Source organism: Marinobacter sp. es.042 (genome assembly GCF_900188315.1).
In the GTDB taxonomy this organism is placed as follows: domain Bacteria; phylum Pseudomonadota; class Gammaproteobacteria; order Pseudomonadales; family Oleiphilaceae; genus Marinobacter.
This window is the reverse complement of record NZ_LT897781.1, coordinates 860259-876937: the sequence shown is the minus strand read 5'-3', so window position 1 is coordinate 876937 and position 16679 is coordinate 860259. Positions and strand designations below refer to the sequence as shown.

Below are 16679 nucleotides of genomic sequence, written 5' to 3'. Positions count from 1 at the left end.
TGCGGGCCAACGTATCTCGCCCCGCTTCCGCCGTTGTGGCACTATGGCCCGCTTGATGAACGGCGGAGAACCTCCCGATGTTTTATACCACCCTCGCGGCGATCGTGGTCGCCATGATCCTGTTTGCCTGGCTCGGACTGAGAGCCCGTCTCGCCGACGGCGGACTGGATGACTATGTAACGGCAAGAAACAGTCAGGGAGCCAGGGCCCTCGGACTGTCTTTCCTCGCTTCCGGCATGGGCGGCTGGATTCTGTTTGCCCCGCCTGAGGTTGGCGCACTGGTCGGCCCTCTGGCTCTGGCTGGCTATGCCCTGGGCGCCGCCTTGCCGTTTATCGTGTTCGCCTTCTGTGGCCCCGCTATTCGCCGCTTCCTTCCGGAGGGACGCAGCATCGGCGAATTCGCCAACGCTTGTTATGGCAATGGCGTACGCCGCTACGTTTCGACGATCTCGGTGCTCTACATGCTTTGCTTTCTGACCGCGGAGCTTACTGCCATTGGTGCCATAACGTCGCTGCTTTCCGGTATTGATGGCGGCATTGTGGTCATTGGCGTTGCCATAACCACGCTGGTATACACCGCTGTTGGTGGTCTCAGGGCCAGCATCGTTACCGACCAATGGCAGGCACTGTTACTGATCGGCTTGCTGGCTATCGTCAGTTTTGTTGCCGTAGGCAAGCTTCCGGACGCAGCACCTGCAGCGCTACCGGATATCCCCGCGTCGGCGGCCCTGAGCGTGGCGCTGACCCTGGTGATTGCTGTCACCGCCGCCAACCTGTTCCACCAGGGATACTGGCAGCGTTTATGGTCGGCTCGCGATACGGACGCCCTGAGCCGCGGAGCGTTGCTGGGCGGGGTGGTTACCATCGCCGTTGTCGCTGTGGTTGGCGGGCTGGGAATACTGGCGGCCATGAGCGGCGCCGACCTTGGCAGCCCGCCGATTCCGTTTTTTGCCTTGCTCGCGGATGCCCCGGCCTGGCTCGCTTTACCGGCTCTGATCCTGGCCATCACACTCGTGGCATCCTCGGTGGATACCCTGCAGAACGCACTTGCGTCGCTGGCGGTTACCGAAAAACAGGGGTTGTCCATTGTCAGTGCCCGATGGTTTACCGTGCTGCTGATGATTCCTGTGGTTCTGGTGGCACTTCAGGGGATTTCCGTGCTGCGGCTATTTTTGATCGCAGACCTGCTTTGCGCCACGGCGGTTCTGCCTGTACTGATGGGGCTCTGGGGAAAAATGACCACGAGGGCGGCGATCCTGGGCTGTCTGGCGGGACTTTTCGGCGCGATTCTGCCCGGATGGATTACCGGTGGCAGCCTGATGGCCGGATTGGAAGCTGCCAGCTTCCCCGGCAGCATTCCCACCCTGATGCCTTTCGTTGGTGCCCTGGTAGGCTCCGGACTGGTCAGTGTCGTGATCGCGACCACAACCCGGAAACGCTGAGCGGCTTCCTTGCTGTCCAGCGCCCTAGCTGGACAGCAATTCGATCGGATAACGGATCTTGGTTTGATCAACGCCCGGTCGGGCCCCGAAATCCACCAACCTCAGACGATTGCAGATCTTGCTCTCCAGCGCCGGCTCATTGAGTGTAGATTCCACCACCGAACAACTCGATACTGCACCGCTCGGCTCAATGACCAACTCCGGGGTAATACTTCCCTGCAGCGACGGTTTGCGCCGAAGCTCCCGGTTGTAGATGCTGTAGATCGCGGATTTGTTGGCATCCATGGTCCGGCGCAACTCTTCCTTGCTCCGGGTTCTGGCCGCAGTTTCCTGCTGTTCCTTGCGTGCCGCCTCTTTCACCGCAGCAACTCTCTCTGCTTCGGCAACTTCCGCGCGCTGGCGTTCGGCCAGGGCGACCTGACCGGCCTCCCGATTGAGCGCTTCCTCGTTTACCCCACTGCTCTTCGCGCTCGCGGTCGCGCGCGAGGCCAAAGTATCACCGGTTTTGCGGGCAATAGGTTCTGCTGTATTGGCAACCGGACCATCGAGCTTGACCGACTCCGCCAGCGAACTGAGTTTCTTCAGTTCGTTCCCCATGGCCAGAATACCGGTATTCTTTGCCTTCTCCCGCGCCTTGGCGACCTCTTCAGGCTTGGGTTCTGACTTGGGCTCCGGTTTTTCGGCTACCTGAGGCTCCGGCTCGGGTTCCGGCATCACCGGTTCAGGAACCGGCTCCGGCTTGGGCTCTGGTTTGGCCTGTTCCACCGGCTTTTCCTCAGGCTTCGGCGGTTCGGGCTCCGGCTCGGGCATCACCGGTTTTGGGGGCTCCTTTTTCTCGATGATCAGCTTGGCCAGCTGAGGCGGCAGAGCTTCCTGTTCCTGCCTGTCACGTTCTGGCAGCTCTACCCAGCTGACATAACCTGCAATTGCAAGGAACAATGGCATCACAAAAACAGCGGCGGCCAACAACCGCTTACGTTCACCACGCTCCTGATTCCAGGGCAATCCGTACCGATAATCCATCATGGTCAGGCTCCCTGTTCCGCACGCTGATTAACCGCCAGGGAAATACTGGCGTAACCGGCGTCCACACAGGTGGACATGATTTTTTTCAGCAGCTCGTAGGGCAGTTCGCGGTCTGCAAGAATGGTAATGGGTCGACCCGCATCCGGGGCAGGTGCCGACGAGCGACTGGCCTGATAGTCCAGTTCCTGCTTCAGGGCAGGCTCCACCTGTCCGTCAAACGTCTGGAAGGCGTCGCGTTTCACTACCAGCCGACCGTTCACCAGGATATCCCGGTCTGTGACGGTCAGGGCCAAGACATCACCGGGGGGTTGCTGAGCGGTGGAATCCGGCAGTTTGATAGTGTTGTTCTGGTTCAATACCTGTACGTCGGAGGAGGAGTTCACCATCAGGAAGAACACCAGGATGGTGAAGATATCCATCAACGAGACCAGGTTCATCTTTCCCTGGCTTTTATTGCGCCGGTAATGGCGTTTCTGGCGGCGGGCCTTGGCAGATTCTTTCATGAACTCACCTCCGCGGATCCCGAAGGCTGTGCGGGCGCATCGCCGAGAGAGATCTCGGGGAACAGCTCCGCTTCAACCACACTACCAGCCACAACCGCCTCGTATGAGCGCACCGTGTCCATCACCGAGACCAGAGACTGATAGGACGTCTGCCGGGACGGCATAATAATCACATCCTTCTTGTCGGGCACACGGCTCTTGATTTCCTTCATGACATCCTTGAGCAGAACGAAATCATACTCGCCCTCGCGCTGGGGGATGTTCTTGATTACGCCGCCCTGGTTATCCGCAACGACCAGGCGATCCTCATAGATCACCACCTGGATCTGCAGCTCTTCCGCCTGCTCGGCCGACAGGCTCTCACCGGTCGGGAAGTTGAGTTCCAGAACGCTGGTGTGGGCGAACACCATATTCAGCAGCAGTACCGGCACCAGCACAATCATGAGATTCATGAAGGGCGTGATGTCGAGATCGGCCTCACTTTGTAGGCGACGATGTTTCCGTCTCATGGCCTGACATCCTTCTGGCTGGTTATCAGGCCGGGCTACCGGCCGGAGTCGCTACCTGTGCCGGCGCAGCGGCATTCTGTCCCTGCGGTTGAGCGGCGGTCTTACTACCGGAACCATCGCTGAGGAGGTTCAGGACCTTGATGCCCGCCATCTCAAAGCTATCGACGATCTCATTGGTCTTGGTCTGCAGCAGTGAGTGGATCAGCAGCATTGGGATAGCAGACATAAGGCCGAAGGCGGTGGTGTTCATGGCAACCGAGATACTCTGGGACAGAAGACTCGCCTTCTGGGCCGGATCCGCTGCAGCTACCGCCGTAAACGCTGCAATCAACCCGATAATGGTACCCAGCAGACCAAGCAGCGTGGCAATGTTGGCCAGCGTTGCCAGATACTGGGTGCGCTTTTCCAGCCGCGGCATCACATCCAGCAACCCCTCCTCCATCGCGTATTCGATCTCTTCACGACCCTGGCGGCGAGCCAGGCGCTGGAGGCCGAAGCCGATCATGGTCGACATGGCACTACCGGATTCCTGGGTGTAGTTCAGGGCGCCCTTCAGGTCACGCTTGGCGATCATCTGATGCAGGCGGTTGAAGTCCCGACGGTTGGTCAGTTTCTGGGCGGAAAGGTAAATGTAACGTTCAATGGCAACAATGAGTCCGACAATCAGCACAACGGCAATCGGAAACATAAAAAAGCCACCTTCCTGGAAGAAGCGAACGGCGGTATCGATCATTTTCTGGGCACTCCATGGTCCGGTTTTCAGATCAGTCTAAGCGCGTCACTGCCCTGCAAGGGTAAGTTCGCGAAAGTCTGTGTGAGGGTTTGTTTAATCTTGCGCAGGAACACACTCATGACGTGACAGGCATCACACTCTACTGCCCTGTGCTGGCCTGGGTCTGTTTGATAAACGCTTCGTGGTACTTGATAAAACGCTGGAACTCATAGCGTTCCAATGGCCGGAGACCCTGATCAACCATCAGGCGTTCTTCTGGCGCACGCAACTCGTCCACTTCCGGTGGCTGCCAGGGCACCAGGTACATCACCGTGGGCACTTCCTGATCGCCACGGATTCTTGTGCCCTCAATGGTAACCACACCCGGGGCGTCCTGGGCGAAGACCATCGGCGCCGTGGGCAACGGCGTGGAAACTGCCAGAGCGATTAGCGCAAGACGTTTCATATCACATAGTCCACATCAGATTCTGTTTTTGGCATCGAAGATCCAGTCTTCCAGTCTGGGGTGCGGCTCACTGGCCGCGGACTGATAACGCTCATAAAGGTCAACCGCCTCGGCAGGTTTGCCGAGGTAGATATCAAGCAGGAAGGCCAGATTAAGGATCCCAGGTGCGTAATTCGGATCAGCAGACAGTGCCGCGCGATAATACCGTTCTGCTTCGTCGAATTCTCCGGCGTTCCGGGCAATTACTCCCAGATGATTCAGCGCCTGGACATGTTCAGGATTCACCGCCAGCGCGCGTTCAAACCAACCTTTCGCGGTCTCGGTATCCTCTTGCTGGAACGCAATAATACCAAGGTTGGCCATGGGGCCGGCTTTTCCGGGGTAGTCGCTCGCCAGTTGCTCGAATCGGGTTTTGGCCTCGACAAGGTTTCCCTCCTCCATGGCACTCACTGCCTTGGCGAATGACGCTTCCAGTGCAGCTTGCTCAACTTCTGCCTCAGACTCCGGCGGCGCCGGCGCCGTCACACACCCCGAAAGCGAAAACATCACGAAAAGACAGAGTCCGCAGGCCTTAATCGAGCTCATAGACAACCCCCTGGGTAACTTCTTCTTTCCGATAACGTCCGGGCAACAGGGCTTTCAAGGCCTCGTAACTGCGCTTGACCCATTCATCGAAAATGCCCTCCCGGGCCCGCCGGATATTCTGCTCGTGGATATCGATGGCGTTGTCCTCAAACGGGTAGGCCTGCTCTTCCAGGAGAAGCTCGTACTGAGCCAGTTCAAGCTCGCTCAATCCGGTGGGCCGCTCCGAGTCCATGAGATCGGCACCGAGGCGTGCATAGATGTGGGCGATCTGGTAACCGGCCTCGGTTGCAAATGATGAAAGGCCATAGCTGGCCGTCTTCTTGTAGGCGTTGACCGCTCGTTCAAGCGCATCGGTCTTCGCTGTCATGCTTTGATTGAGTGGCAGAGTCAGCCTGATGCCGTCATACCGGGCAAGGGCGTCGCGGGCGAGGATTGCAGAGGCTGACGCCGCAAGGTACCGCATGCGATCGTCCGTGGCGTCCGGGTCCCGGTCCACCGTTTCCATCTGCTTTCGCAACCAGTAATCCCTGCTTTCGGCATCCCCGTCTTCCTGATAGAGCTCAGCCAGCCGATTGGCCGCTTCCATGTAGACGTCCGTCGGCTCGGGGTGGCTGTTGGCGTAATTTCGCCAGGTATCAATCGCCTTCTCCCGGTTACCGGCCTGATCGTACAGTTCTGCTGCAATCAACAGGTTTTCCCTTCGCTCTTCCGGCGTCTTGGCAAGGGAGACCATTTGCTGGAGTTCGTCGGCGGCTCGCTCCCACTGCTCCGTTTCACGGTAGGCCAACGCCAGTTTTGCAGGGACTGTGTCAATCAGCTCGTGATTGGGGAAAGACCGCCTGAAACTGGTCAGCACACCGATGGCCTGCTCCCAGAGATTGGCAGTGATAAGAAGTGAGGCAGCATCGTATTCGGCGTTTGCCCGCAGAGCGGATTCTGGAACGGCCGTGCCGACTCGCAGGAATTCGCTCACCGCAGCCTCCACATTTCCGGCATCAGCTAACTGCTCCGCCTGTCGATAGACCGCGGCTGCCAGATTTTCACGAACGCCGCTTCTGCGTTCATCGTCTTCGGCCATTGTTGCCAGGGCGTCACGATAAGCCTGTTCCGCCTCGGCGTATCGGGCCAGTTCGGAGAGGCTGTGCCCGGATAACAGCAAAGCTTCCGTCGTCAATTCATCCGGAGGCGTGGGCTGCCAGGTAACAAGTCGGGCCGCCATATTGACGGTCTCTTCCCAGTTGTTCAGGTCAAATTCACGCTGCAGCGCAATGTAATACACCGCCGGCGCCCGGGCGTCGCCGGGAAACGCATTTGCGAACCGCAGCCGGTTCAGTTGTTGCAGCTCCTGATAGGCCATCCGCTCCGATACCGGTTCACTCTCCCAGGTTTGCGAGTACTCCCGGAATGCCAGCACCGAGGCATACCCGGCTTCAGCTGCCCGATCGGCTACTGTGTCTTCCGGATAGTCATAGGCCACGCGTTCGAAAGCTGCGATTGCTGCCGGCCAGTCTTCCAGCTCCAGGTATGTCTCACCCAGAAGGAACAGCCGCTCCGGTGTACGGGGGTGGTCCGGGAAGGTAGCCGCAAATTCGGCGTAATAACTGGCGGCCTTGCGGTAATGATCGTCCGCCTGCTGATCATCCTCCGCCTCCCCTGCCAGCAGGTACTGGCGGTCCGCCAGTTCCGGCAACAGTTGTTCCAGTTGTTGCTCGATAAAGCCAATCGCATCGGGGCCCGCTGACTGCCAGTAATCGCTGTAAATTCCGTAAAGGCTGACAAAGGCGGCCTTTCGTTCAGGGATCGTACGGGTGAAACCGGCCAGCTCAAGGGTATCAATGATCCGGATGTGGTAGCGCGGCGCCCAGGGACTCTCCGGATGGTCTTCTATGTAGGCCTCGAAGACATCGATGGCATCACTGTATTGCTCTCTCTCAAGCAAGAGCTCGCTGTAGCGGTCGTAGACCAGTATTTCGTAGGGGCGACCACCCGTTTGGCGGAAAAGCGCCTGGAGGGTTTCCGCTCCGTCAAGGTACGACAGGGACAACCCTACCACCCTGAACAGATCTTCGATCAGTGTCTGGCTCCGCTGATCCACGTCCGCCACCGGCCTGCCCTCGGGCATGACAAGATCAAGCACTTCTACGTAACTGAAGAGCGCTTCCTGGTATTGCGCCTGCTTGAACAGACTCCAGCCCTTCATGTAATGCGCGTTCACCAGGAACGATGGATCGGCCATGCGTTCCTGGCTCGCGAGGGTAACCTCGTCGAAGGCCTGTTCCGCTTCCCCGTATCGGCCATCGATAAACAACAGGTCGCCGCGGCGGAATTGAGCCTCAACCCAGTATTCTGAATCCGGGTAGCGGCGGACCAGAGTATTCAGGGCATCAAGCTGCTGCGGCGTCGCGCCTCGAAGCTCCCAGGCTCTGGCAAGCTGATAATAGATCTGGTCATTGCCCTCACGCTCTGGATATTCCGACAGAAGACGCTGGTAGGCATCAATGGCTCCGGACAGTTCATCGACAGCCGAATCCGCCATTTTCCGCTCCGCACGCTGGAACTCCAGATCGGCCAACCGATGCCTGATGGTAACCTGCTTGCGGGGATCCTCTACGAGTGGCAAAAGCGCCTTGTAACTGTCCATCACCGTTTCAATGGAAACATCTTCTGCGGGGCCGCTGCCGGCCTCTGCATCGGCACTTTCCTGCCGAGTTTCGATCGCCGGAAGCGCAGCCAGAGTGCCCTCACGGACTCGCGGCATTTCTTCGCCACCGGCAGGCATCATCGACTGCAACATCTGGCAGCCACTCGCCATGACAAAGGCCCCAACCATGAGAAGGCCTTTAACAGTCCTGCCGGCCATCCGATTATTCATCACCGGCACCTGCATTTTGCGATGCGCGGAACAACTGGTCCGCTAGTCTCGCCTGGGCGTGGCGAGAGGCCAGCAGGTATCCATTAAGCTCCTGTTGCTGGGCAGCGAGCATCCGATCAACCTGCGCCAGGAGTGTTTGCCGGGCACTGCCTAATGCCTCGGAAACCTCTGTTCCAAGAGTCGCGAGTTCCCGTTCGCTGGCAGCGATCCGCCGAGCCAGTTCCGCATGGCGGGCATCATCGGCCATCAGGCTTTCAACCCGTTGCCGCTGGGCCTGAAAGCTCTGCATCTCGCGATCCAGTTGCATGAGCTGTTTTTGCGCCGCCCAGCGATTGATTCCATAGTCATCCGCAATCCACCAGTCGAAGTAGGCACGCATCCGCCGATACGTCGCACGCTGCCTGGCGGTCGTCGCGTCGTCAGGCAAATCCGCCAGAGTTTCCTCAACCTCAGCGAGCTTGTCTCTGAGCGCTTTTTGTTGCGAGGTCATGAAGAATCCCGCATCTTCGTCTGCCAGCGCCGAGTAAATTCTGTCCGTGAAGTCCTCGTGCAATTGCCGCCACTGGTCTGCCTGTTGGGTTTCGAGTGCCCGACGGGTCTCGGCAATACGAATCTGCCGTTGCTGCTCACGGGTCTCCAGCATGATCCGGAACGATTCGAACCTGGACTGCCGCTCGGCGATAAAGGACTGCATTCGGTAGAGTTCGTTCAATTCGGCAAGCGCCTGCTGGAACGTCTCCGAAGCCAGCACTTCCGCCATACCAGAATCGAGGGGCTGCACGCGCAGCCGGCCATAGGAATCTGTAAGAATCCCGTCGCTGTCACGGCTGAACTCAAGCTGGGCCATCAGATTTTCTTCATTCAGCCGATCCCGGATATTGTCGAGCTCCCTGATACGGGCCTCGTAATGGTCGGCTGCCTTTTTAAACGCAGGCAATGCACGCTGTGGAGCATTCATCTGCTCAAGAACATAGGCGCGGGCAAAGGGAACCTGCTGGCGCCAGGGCAAAAACAGTTCACGGTTCGCGAGAGTATCGAGGGCGTCGAGAGCCCTCTCCGGCCTGCCCTGGCCCGCCGCGGCAACGGCGTAGTCAAAGAGAGCCTGGTCGGCGAACACGCCGGTCAGTGGCATGGCTCCCAGGACCTCCAGAGCTGCCTCAAACTGGTTGTCACGCAGATACAGGCCCGCAAGCGAGAGGCGAGCGCGGCCCAGCAGGCCCTCCCGTTCGGCATCTGGCTCGACGGAGTCAATGGACTCGTCGAGGATGGCGATGAGCTTTTTCAGTTCCTGTTCGGCGGCAGCTCCGTCTCCCGCATCGAGAGCGGAGACCGCGGAATTGTACCGGAGGTAAAGGAACCAGATGTCCGTTTCGTCCAGCTGGTCCCGAAGCGAAGCCAGTTCGGGTTCATCATCAGGGCGGGCAGACATCATGACCAGCCGGGAGCGCAGATAAATCCATTCGCGGAAAAGATCGTGGTCGGCCTCGGCCAGTATCTCGCCATCGACACGATCAAGGTTCTCACTTGCGAGCGCCTGGTTCCCCTCGAGGTAGAACACCTTACCGAGATAGAACCAGGCCTGGTTACGAACATCGGGCGACAGATTGCTGCCGGCGCCATCGGCCCCGAGTAGCTGTGTAAACAACCTGCTCGCCTCTCGGGTCATCCCCCAGGACAGCATGAGCCCGCCCTCGACGAGAGCCGGATGATCTCCGTGTCCTTGGATGCCGCCCCGTTCGCGCGCCACGGCCAGCTGGGTCAGAGCCTCAAAGGCGTTACCCTGATGGTATTCGTACAACGCCCAACCATAACGAAGGTCCTTCGCCCGCTCGGGTTGCGCCTCGTCGGCATGGACCGGGGTCATCATCAGCCACAGTAGGGCACCCGCGTAAATGAACGGGCGTCGACCTGAAGGCTGGCTTGCTTTCAATCCCACGACGCGGCTTACTCCCACTCCACAATGGATACGGAGGGTTGGTAGTTGGAGGAGCGATCTTCAACACGGATTTCCAGAGCGGCTGTTCCGGTGCCCTTCTCAAACTCCAGGGAGGCCGCCTGCTTGTATGGCCGCTGATCCGGGCCGATTCCCTCAACAAACGCCGTCATCTCATGGACGCCGGTTTTCAGGTTGCCGACGTATAGCCGCTGCATGCCGCCGCGCTCAAGGGCAGTCACCTGTCGCTCCGTATACAGGTGGGAAGCAACAATCTCGTCGTCGACTTTCAGTTTGACCGCATCCAGCTTCAGAAACTTCCCGGCATCAACGCTGAGAAACACGGCAACCTGGGTATTGGCTGGAAAAAGCAGATCTTCCTCAAGGATAAACAGGTCACGATTGAGGCGTATCACTTTCTTCTTGAGCGCCTCCACCTGCTCGGCGACGGCTGTATCATCTTTCTCCGCCCCGGGATTGGTCTGGGCAAATGCGGGGGCTATCAGGGCGAGGGTCAATGCCGCTAAAAGCACCGGAAATCGGGAGTTCAAGCAAGTGGCCATGGTCGTTCTTCCTGCATGCTCAGTATTCAAGAATCAACGACGCCCGGGTTACGTAGGCATCGAAGGAATAAAGGGGTTCTTCGCCGGGGAGAAAGTCACCGGCTGCGGTGACATCCCGGAAGTTGTCATATTCAAAATTCAGCCAGTCAACCAGTAGGCTGAACTGCAGGCGATCGATGCCGGGAAGCGACGTCTGCTTCCATTCGTAGACCGCGCCCACCGCCAGGGTTGTCCCGGAAAGGGAGCTGAGTTCCTTGTCACGGGCCAGGTGTGTCTGGGAGTTCTCGAATGGGAAAAGATCGCTGTAAAAGTCCGCCTCGCTCTGGCTGTAGTAACGAATGGAACCCTCAAGGGTCCAGTGCTGGTTCAATCCGTGTACGTATCCCAGTTCGACCGTGTGGGCGTTGATGCCCCAGGTATCTGAAAAATAACGGTATTCACCGCGAATTGAGGCGCGATACGGCAGATAGTAAAGCGCTCGCAAGGCCACGGAGGTACTTGTTCGGGTTTCCGGATAACGCTCCGGTTGATACAGGAACGCTGTGGAATCGTTCGGGTCGATGTAGCGGTTCTGTCGGTACGGGTTCTGCAGGAAGCCCTCATCCGTAACCACCTCAAGATCCAGGCCTACCAGGCTGTTGCGGGTGACGACCTGGCTCAGTCCGAGCTGATAGTTCCGACGATCAGCTTCCTCGCTGAAGGAATCGTTGCCAACCCGGCCCACTTCATCCCAGCCGCTGGCATAGCCCATGGTTACTGTGGACATGCCCCCGAAAAACTCCTGGCTGAGCGAGAAGTAAACGGTGTTGGCTTCGTAATCGTTTTCCGTACTGTTGGTAAAGCCGAGACTCAGAATGGACTTATCGTGCAGGTAATCAACACCAAAGGTGTACTCGTTGCGTTCCTCCTCATAGGGGCTCGCCGTGGCCAGAACGTCCACGGATGCAGCCGAAACGGAGTCAACATAGTACTGGCCGGAGAACGAAACCGAAGAGCCAATACCCTTGCGCACCAGAACTGAGGGGCCATCGATGACCATGCCACCACCGTCATAGCGGTGATAGAGAACATCCACGTTATCCACTGGCAAGGTCGCCGCAATCGCCTGTTGCCCGGCCAACATCAGCACGAACAGAGCGCAGACGGAGCGTAATAACCTTTTGCCGTCAGTTACAGCCACAGCCACCCCCAGAACCGCCTTCTGCTCCCCGCGCAGACTCCCGGGATTGATAGACGTGATGCATGTAGGAATCCGCTTTGCCATGACGGCTGAGACTCATGACCGGATCCGCCAGATTATCCCGTTCATAGGGTTTTACCCACGGCTTGATTGAGCTGCATCCAGAGATCGTGAAGGTCGCGACCAAAAGAGCAGAGGCAGTGAAGATCGACAAATTACGCATAAACGTTCCGTCCGAAAATTATTCGCGCACCAGCTCGCGAATCTGCTGTTCGTACTCGTCTTCGTAACCCGGCTGATAGCCGTAGTGGAGATACCGGGCATTACCATCGCGATCAATCATCACGGTGGTTGGCATGGCCTGCACTTCATAAAGCTCGCTCACCGAACTCTCCGGATCGTAGAGAATCGGGTAATTCACGGGCACCTTGTCCAGGAAGCGATGAGCCTCTTCCCGATTTTCATCCACATTGACCGCCAGAATCGTGAAGCCGAGATCCTTGTACTGGCTGTAGAGCTCATCCATCAGCGGCATTTCCTGGCGGCAGGGGCCACACCATGACGCCCAGAAGTTCAGCATCACCACTTCACCACGATGATCCTCCAGCCTCAGGTTTTCGCCGGAACGGCTTTCCAGGGTGAAATCCGGAGCTGGCACATTGATGGCCTCGGCGCCCGCCATAGGGCTAAGACAGGCCAGGACGCCCGCTACTGCAAATGACCTTATGGATGCTTTCATAACCATTGCTCCTGTAATCAGAAAAAGACCGACAGGCCAGTGCTGACCTCTGTGTTCATGGAGGTTTTCTCGGCCCCAAGAACATCTATTCGGTAGTAGTGCTGTCTTACGCCAATCTGAACTGCAACGCTGTCCGTCAACAGAACCTGATAGCCCGCGCCGGCATTCAGGGTAAACCGGGTGTCACCCGCAAAATCGGTAGCGCCAGCACCTGCAATAAGATAGAAATTGGTGTTGAACGCGTAGTTCTCGGTGAGGAAGGCCTCGCCTGGAAGCACGTTGTAACCCAGGTTGATGTTGTAATAGCTGTAATCCCGCTCGCTGTCGGTAAGCACCTCCACGTTACCGGCCAGCTTCTCGAAACTGGTTTCTCCACCCTCAGCGAAGCCGACTCCGGCCTCGAAAAAGAAGGACTCGCTGAGGTGGTAGGTGAGCTTGCCGCCATACAGCAGCGACGACTCGAAGTCCTCGATATTGAGCACGCCCACAAAAGCGCCGATTTCAAAGTTCTCGGTGTCAATCAGCGCCTCGGTGACCGGCACCGGGGTCACATCCGGCTCGATCAGCGGCCGATCGTCCTGGGCCTGGGTTGCCGTGGCTATGAATAGCCCTGCCCCGAAACACAGCGTTTTCAGAAAAAGATGCTTAGTCCGATTTTCCATTCTGTCGCTTCTTCGTTGGTGGACCGGGTAGTGAACACTTTGTAGTCCTTCACTTCGGCACGGATGAAATATCGATCGGTGATGTAGGCGCGGATGCCAAGCCCTGCATGGCCAATGCTGTTATCCCGTTCTTCGGGCTGAGCCAGAGTGGCCTTGGGATCAACCCAGATATGCCCGACCCCCAGGGTAAAAAAGGGTGATACCCGCCAGTCAGGAAATGGCTGATGCACCAGATTCGCATTAACCATTCTTATTTCCGAGGCGCTGCCCAGAATCTGAGAAGCCCAAAGCTCGGCGGACAGGTTTCTGGTCATCCAGAAGCCGCCGTAGCCTGCCGTGACAGCGGCACCATCGAACTCCCCCATCATCAATCCGGCTTCCACACGGCGGCTTCCAAAGGCTTCAAAATCCGGCACCTGAAGAGCCACTCGATTACCGGTGCCATCGATGGTCTGGGCGATATCGGCAACGGCGACCCAACCTTCCCGGCCCCGGGAGTCCGTTACTTTGATCCAGCTGGTCTTGCGCTGAAGAATGGTTAGCCATTCCCCTTTTTCGCTGGTATGGAAAACCGGGTAGCCAGTTGCCGGGCCGGTTCGCCAGGACACATAGGGCTCCGTCACCTGCACTTGCGCCACGTCTTCTTCAGCCTGGCCCCACAGCCAGCCAGCCCAGCTCTGAGCCGGCAAAAACAATAGAAACATGAGAATGGCAATGGGCATGGTGCGAGTTTCAGTCCTTGGATCAGTCTTCCGGAGCGTCGAACGGATTGTTGAAATACTGGCCACCAATATCCAGCCATTCTGCGATCAGTCGTAGTTCGGCGGGCGTGAGGAAATCTCTGTGAGTTCCCCCCTCGACGAATACATCAAAGAACTCACTGGCACGGGCGCCGTTGACAGACATTGAGGCCTGAACCGGAACCGTCACCATGATCGGCTGCACATTTCCTTCGGCATCCAGGATCGGGTTGCCTTCTTCGTCTTCCAGCACTTCCCCGGAGTCCACCAGCACATCCACCAGGGCACCATTCACCAGTTCCTGCTCGTTATCCGGGAACAGCAGTTCCCGGTAGGCGTTGAAGTGCAGCGGTTCGGCCGGTGACGGACCATCGCCGAGGTCCAGTTGTCCAGCAGGCACTTGCTGAGCGTCTTGTGCATCGGTGTTGGTATGACAACCTGTGCAAGTGGTATCGAGTACATCCATGGTTTCCGGATCGAGTATCTCGCGGTTTAAGCTCCACAGCGGATGAATATGCTGCTCGTAGTTGATCACGATCCGGCAATTCGGCGCCCAGTCGGTGGCGCAAACACCAGATATCGGCGGCGGTGTCTGCAGATCGGCATAGGCGTAGGCAAAGCTGTCAGGCTTGGGATCCACGGCATCTCCAGACCATTCATCGGCATAGATCACATCCGGCGTCGGCCGGCGAATCTCGTTGATGCGGGCAAACACCTGAGCCATGGTTTCACCCATGTCGGCAAACAGAGCCGGGTCGGTATTCGGGAACGGAAGGCTCGTGGTTGCGGCCCCACCCCACACGGACGTTGGACCGGCATCCGGTCTGCCATGGGGTGTCGGACTGTTCGGGTTGTGGCACCCTGAACATTCGAGGGTCTCGCCGGGGCGCACCGTGAGCCAGTTCTGGTGCCGGTTGCCCATAGCGCCACCAACACGCTGGCCTTTCTCATCGAGAATACTGATGGCAAAAGCAACATTGGCGGGCACCGCCACCTTCACTGAACCATCAGGCTCTATCGGCACGTAGCCCAGTATCTCGCGCATTAGCTGAGCCCGGCTGCGGCCAAAGGCGCTGTTGTCGAAATCCCGGACGTTCTCATCGGGGATGGCCACGGGCTTTTCCAGTCGAAGGAATCTGGCCGGGCGATTTTCCGGCGGCGTTTGCAGCGGATCAGCCATTGCAGCAATACCAGTCGGCGTGGTGTCCACTCCATCGATATCATAGACGCTTCGAATGTGCAGGACGCCGTAGCCGGCATCGCCGAGGGCCCCCTCATCACCCGTGAACTGGGATTCCGGGATGAACCCTTCCAGAGGCCGCTCCTTCATCAGGACCGCCTCATCAAACTGAACGTCCTCTACCGGCGGGACCACCGGCCGCTGGGTTTCGCTGTTGATATCCAGAAGCCACAAACCGTAGACGGGCTCTGCGGGTTGATAGTCTTCGGATTGCAGGCGATCTTCCGTGCAGTTCACAATCCGGTCGGTCGCTGTTTCACGCAGCCGGCAAGGTGTCCAACTGACCAGGTAGCGGTTGGTACCATCAAGCAGCGGTGAAACCGATGCATAACTGCCTTTCAGCGACAGTTGGCCATCCAGGCCCACGCCGGGCACAAGCGAGCGCTGGCCCGAACCTTCGGTACCATCGAGACGAAGATTGGCCTCAACAAATTGGTCAACATCGACTTCCGCCAACACAGACGCGTAATCATCTGTTTCAAACGGCCTCAGCTGCACGAGCAGATTGCCGCTGTCTGATTGGCGTGGCTGCAGGTACTGTATGTCGTTCGCTTCTGGAACCGAATCGTGGGAGTGACGACCGAAAAGATAACTCAGGCCAGTGCCGTCAGGGTTGACGCGGTAGAGGTTTACACCGTTGTTCCGGGTTTGGCCGGCATTATCCCAGCGGCTGAACACAATGGTGCCATCATCCGCCACCATGGGGTCGAGGTCGTGGCTCTGATTGAAGGTGATCTGTTCAATGTTCTGACCATCGTCGTCCATCACATGCAGAACAAACCCGGGGCTATCACCCTCCTCGTCCAGACCGGAATACTGGGGTTTGCCTTCATCAAGCAGCACCGCCTTGGAAATCCGCTGACGGGTTGACGAGAAAACGATTCTGCCATCAGGCAGATAGGCTGGCGCAACGTCCTGCCCGGCCCGGGCGGTAACGTCCGAATCGATGATCCGGCGCAGGATGTCGGTACTAACGTCGTATTCCCAGATATTCCAGGTTGGCTGATCCTCGTCGTCTGCGTCCTCGATTTCCGGCGCACGCATGGCAAACAGCAGTCTGGAGCCGTCGTGGGAAACGTGGAGATCTTTCACGTCGTAACGTAACTGACCATTGTCATCAAGGAATTGCGGCCCCGCGAATGCTCTGGAGGCAACATCTCGCGTCTCGGCGTCCGCAGTGGCACTGGCCTTCAGAAACAGCCGCGCTCCGGGGCGGAAAGCGCTCGGGTCGGCCAGGTTGTCCTCGACCAGGGCCCCGGTGTTTTCGTCAAAAAGCAGAGCCCGTTCGACATAAGCCACAGGGTTCTCGACGACAACCGGATCCGCCTGCTGACTGTCGCTGCTCGAAAGACAGCCAGACAGAGCTGCAAGCGAGCAGAGTGCGATAGCCAGGCGAGCACTGCGAGAGATGTTTAGAGTGGACGACCTAATTTCCAACGTGAGAAACCCTGTTTCGGATGACATTCCATGACATAAATTAAGTCGGTTCCGCTGGCAGGCTCCAAGG

16 protein-coding genes are annotated in these 16679 nt (G+C 58.1%); 1 reads left to right on the top strand and 15 read right to left on the bottom strand.

Annotated features, from left to right (window positions below; genetic code table 11):
• The first annotated feature begins 77 nt into the window (after positions 1-77).
• Positions 78-1442, top strand: coding sequence for a sodium:solute symporter family transporter (locus tag CFB02_RS04225; protein ID WP_008174680.1), 1365 nt, complete (start codon positions 78-80; stop codon positions 1440-1442).
• Positions 1443-1466: 24 nt separating this feature from the next.
• On the opposite strand, the gene CFB02_RS04220 is transcribed toward CFB02_RS04225, so the two are convergent.
• The 15 genes from CFB02_RS04220 to CFB02_RS04150 form a co-directional block, all read right to left on the bottom strand.
• Entirely contained in the window at positions 1467-2468 is a 1002-nt protein-coding gene (locus CFB02_RS04220; RefSeq protein ID WP_088556999.1) for an AgmX/PglI C-terminal domain-containing protein, read from the bottom strand.
• 2 nt (positions 2469-2470) lie between these two features.
• On the bottom strand, positions 2471-2971 hold the full coding sequence (locus tag CFB02_RS04215; RefSeq protein WP_008174676.1) for an ExbD/TolR family protein: 501 nt from the start codon (positions 2969-2971) through the stop codon (positions 2471-2473).
• Positions 2968-3480 carry an ExbD/TolR family protein gene (locus tag CFB02_RS04210; RefSeq protein ID WP_088556998.1) on the bottom strand — a complete coding sequence of 171 codons (513 nt, stop codon included), beginning with the start codon at positions 3478-3480 and terminating at the stop codon, positions 2968-2970. The genes CFB02_RS04215 and CFB02_RS04210 overlap by 4 nt, the downstream gene beginning before the upstream one ends.
• Positions 3481-3505: 25 nt before the next feature.
• The gene (locus CFB02_RS04205; RefSeq protein ID WP_088556997.1) at positions 3506-4213 is read right to left on the bottom strand and encodes a MotA/TolQ/ExbB proton channel family protein; all 708 of its coding nucleotides are present in this window, start codon (positions 4211-4213) and stop codon (positions 3506-3508) included.
• A 139-nt stretch (positions 4214-4352) separates the two neighbouring features.
• Positions 4353-4658 (bottom strand): hypothetical protein, encoded by a 306-nt coding sequence (locus tag CFB02_RS04200; protein WP_088556996.1) that lies wholly within the window; start codon positions 4656-4658, stop codon positions 4353-4355.
• 15 nt (positions 4659-4673) lie between these two features.
• Positions 4674-5243 carry a tetratricopeptide repeat protein gene (locus CFB02_RS04195; protein ID WP_088556995.1) on the bottom strand — a complete coding sequence of 190 codons (570 nt, stop codon included), beginning with the start codon at positions 5241-5243 and terminating at the stop codon, positions 4674-4676.
• Positions 5230-8115 carry a tetratricopeptide repeat protein gene (locus tag CFB02_RS04190; RefSeq protein WP_088559159.1) on the bottom strand — a complete coding sequence of 962 codons (2886 nt, stop codon included), beginning with the start codon at positions 8113-8115 and terminating at the stop codon, positions 5230-5232. Before CFB02_RS04190 ends, CFB02_RS04195 begins: the two co-directional genes overlap by 14 nt.
• Positions 8108-10051: a hypothetical protein gene (locus CFB02_RS04185; protein WP_227519315.1), complete on the bottom strand. Its 1944-nt coding sequence runs from the start codon at positions 10049-10051 to the stop codon at positions 8108-8110. The genes CFB02_RS04190 and CFB02_RS04185 overlap by 8 nt, the downstream gene beginning before the upstream one ends.
• 8 nt (positions 10052-10059) lie before the next feature.
• Positions 10060-10611: an AraC family transcriptional regulator gene (locus CFB02_RS04180; RefSeq protein ID WP_088556993.1), complete on the bottom strand. Its 552-nt coding sequence runs from the start codon at positions 10609-10611 to the stop codon at positions 10060-10062.
• A 19-nt stretch (positions 10612-10630) separates the two neighbouring features.
• The gene (locus CFB02_RS04175) at positions 10631-11734 is read right to left on the bottom strand and encodes a DUF3570 domain-containing protein (protein WP_172835852.1); all 1104 of its coding nucleotides are present in this window, start codon (positions 11732-11734) and stop codon (positions 10631-10633) included.
• A 43-nt stretch (positions 11735-11777) separates the two neighbouring features.
• Entirely contained in the window at positions 11778-11891 is a 114-nt protein-coding gene (locus tag CFB02_RS18435; RefSeq protein ID WP_264753975.1) for a DUF4266 domain-containing protein, read from the bottom strand.
• Positions 11892-12032: 141 nt separating this feature from the next.
• Positions 12033-12536 (bottom strand): TlpA family protein disulfide reductase, encoded by a 504-nt coding sequence (locus CFB02_RS04165; protein ID WP_088556992.1) that lies wholly within the window; start codon positions 12534-12536, stop codon positions 12033-12035.
• Positions 12537-12547: 11 nt separating this feature from the next.
• Positions 12548-13192 carry an outer membrane beta-barrel domain-containing protein gene (locus CFB02_RS04160; protein ID WP_088556991.1) on the bottom strand — a complete coding sequence of 215 codons (645 nt, stop codon included), beginning with the start codon at positions 13190-13192 and terminating at the stop codon, positions 12548-12550.
• Positions 13162-13914, bottom strand: a complete 753-nt coding sequence (locus CFB02_RS04155) for an SH3 domain-containing protein (RefSeq protein ID WP_088556990.1) — start codon at positions 13912-13914, stop codon at positions 13162-13164. The genes CFB02_RS04160 and CFB02_RS04155 overlap by 31 nt, the downstream gene beginning before the upstream one ends.
• A 22-nt stretch (positions 13915-13936) precedes the next feature.
• Entirely contained in the window at positions 13937-16636 is a 2700-nt protein-coding gene (locus CFB02_RS04150) for a PD40 domain-containing protein (RefSeq protein ID WP_088556989.1), read from the bottom strand.
• Between the last annotated feature and the right edge of the window lie 43 nt (positions 16637-16679).

Bases quoted from the DNA above. Each gene is read 5' to 3' on its own strand.
- CFB02_RS04225 (WP_008174680.1), top strand. From the start codon at position 78: ATGTTTTATACCACCCTCGCGGCGATCGTGGTCGCCATGATCCTGTTT.
- CFB02_RS04220 (WP_088556999.1), bottom strand. From the start codon at position 2,468: ATGATGGATTATCGGTACGGATTGCCCTGGAATCAGGAGCGTGGTGAA.
- CFB02_RS04215 (WP_008174676.1), bottom strand. From the start codon at position 2,971: ATGAAAGAATCTGCCAAGGCCCGCCGCCAGAAACGCCATTACCGGCGC.
- CFB02_RS04210 (WP_088556998.1), bottom strand. From the start codon at position 3,480: ATGAGACGGAAACATCGTCGCCTACAAAGTGAGGCCGATCTCGACATC.
- CFB02_RS04205 (WP_088556997.1), bottom strand. From the start codon at position 4,213: ATGATCGATACCGCCGTTCGCTTCTTCCAGGAAGGTGGCTTTTTTATG.
- CFB02_RS04200 (WP_088556996.1), bottom strand. From the start codon at position 4,658: ATGAAACGTCTTGCGCTAATCGCTCTGGCAGTTTCCACGCCGTTGCCC.
- CFB02_RS04195 (WP_088556995.1), bottom strand. From the start codon at position 5,243: ATGAGCTCGATTAAGGCCTGCGGACTCTGTCTTTTCGTGATGTTTTCG.
- CFB02_RS04190 (WP_088559159.1), bottom strand. From the start codon at position 8,115: ATGAATAATCGGATGGCCGGCAGGACTGTTAAAGGCCTTCTCATGGTT.
- CFB02_RS04180 (WP_088556993.1), bottom strand. From the start codon at position 10,611: ATGGCCACTTGCTTGAACTCCCGATTTCCGGTGCTTTTAGCGGCATTG.
- CFB02_RS04175 (WP_172835852.1), bottom strand. From the start codon at position 11,734: ATGTTGGCCGGGCAACAGGCGATTGCGGCGACCTTGCCAGTGGATAAC.
- CFB02_RS18435 (WP_264753975.1), bottom strand. From the start codon at position 11,891: ATGAGTCTCAGCCGTCATGGCAAAGCGGATTCCTACATGCATCACGTC.
- CFB02_RS04165 (WP_088556992.1), bottom strand. From the start codon at position 12,536: ATGGTTATGAAAGCATCCATAAGGTCATTTGCAGTAGCGGGCGTCCTG.
- CFB02_RS04160 (WP_088556991.1), bottom strand. From the start codon at position 13,192: ATGGAAAATCGGACTAAGCATCTTTTTCTGAAAACGCTGTGTTTCGGG.
- CFB02_RS04155 (WP_088556990.1), bottom strand. From the start codon at position 13,914: ATGCCCATTGCCATTCTCATGTTTCTATTGTTTTTGCCGGCTCAGAGC.
- CFB02_RS04150 (WP_088556989.1), bottom strand. From the start codon at position 16,636: ATGTCATCCGAAACAGGGTTTCTCACGTTGGAAATTAGGTCGTCCACT.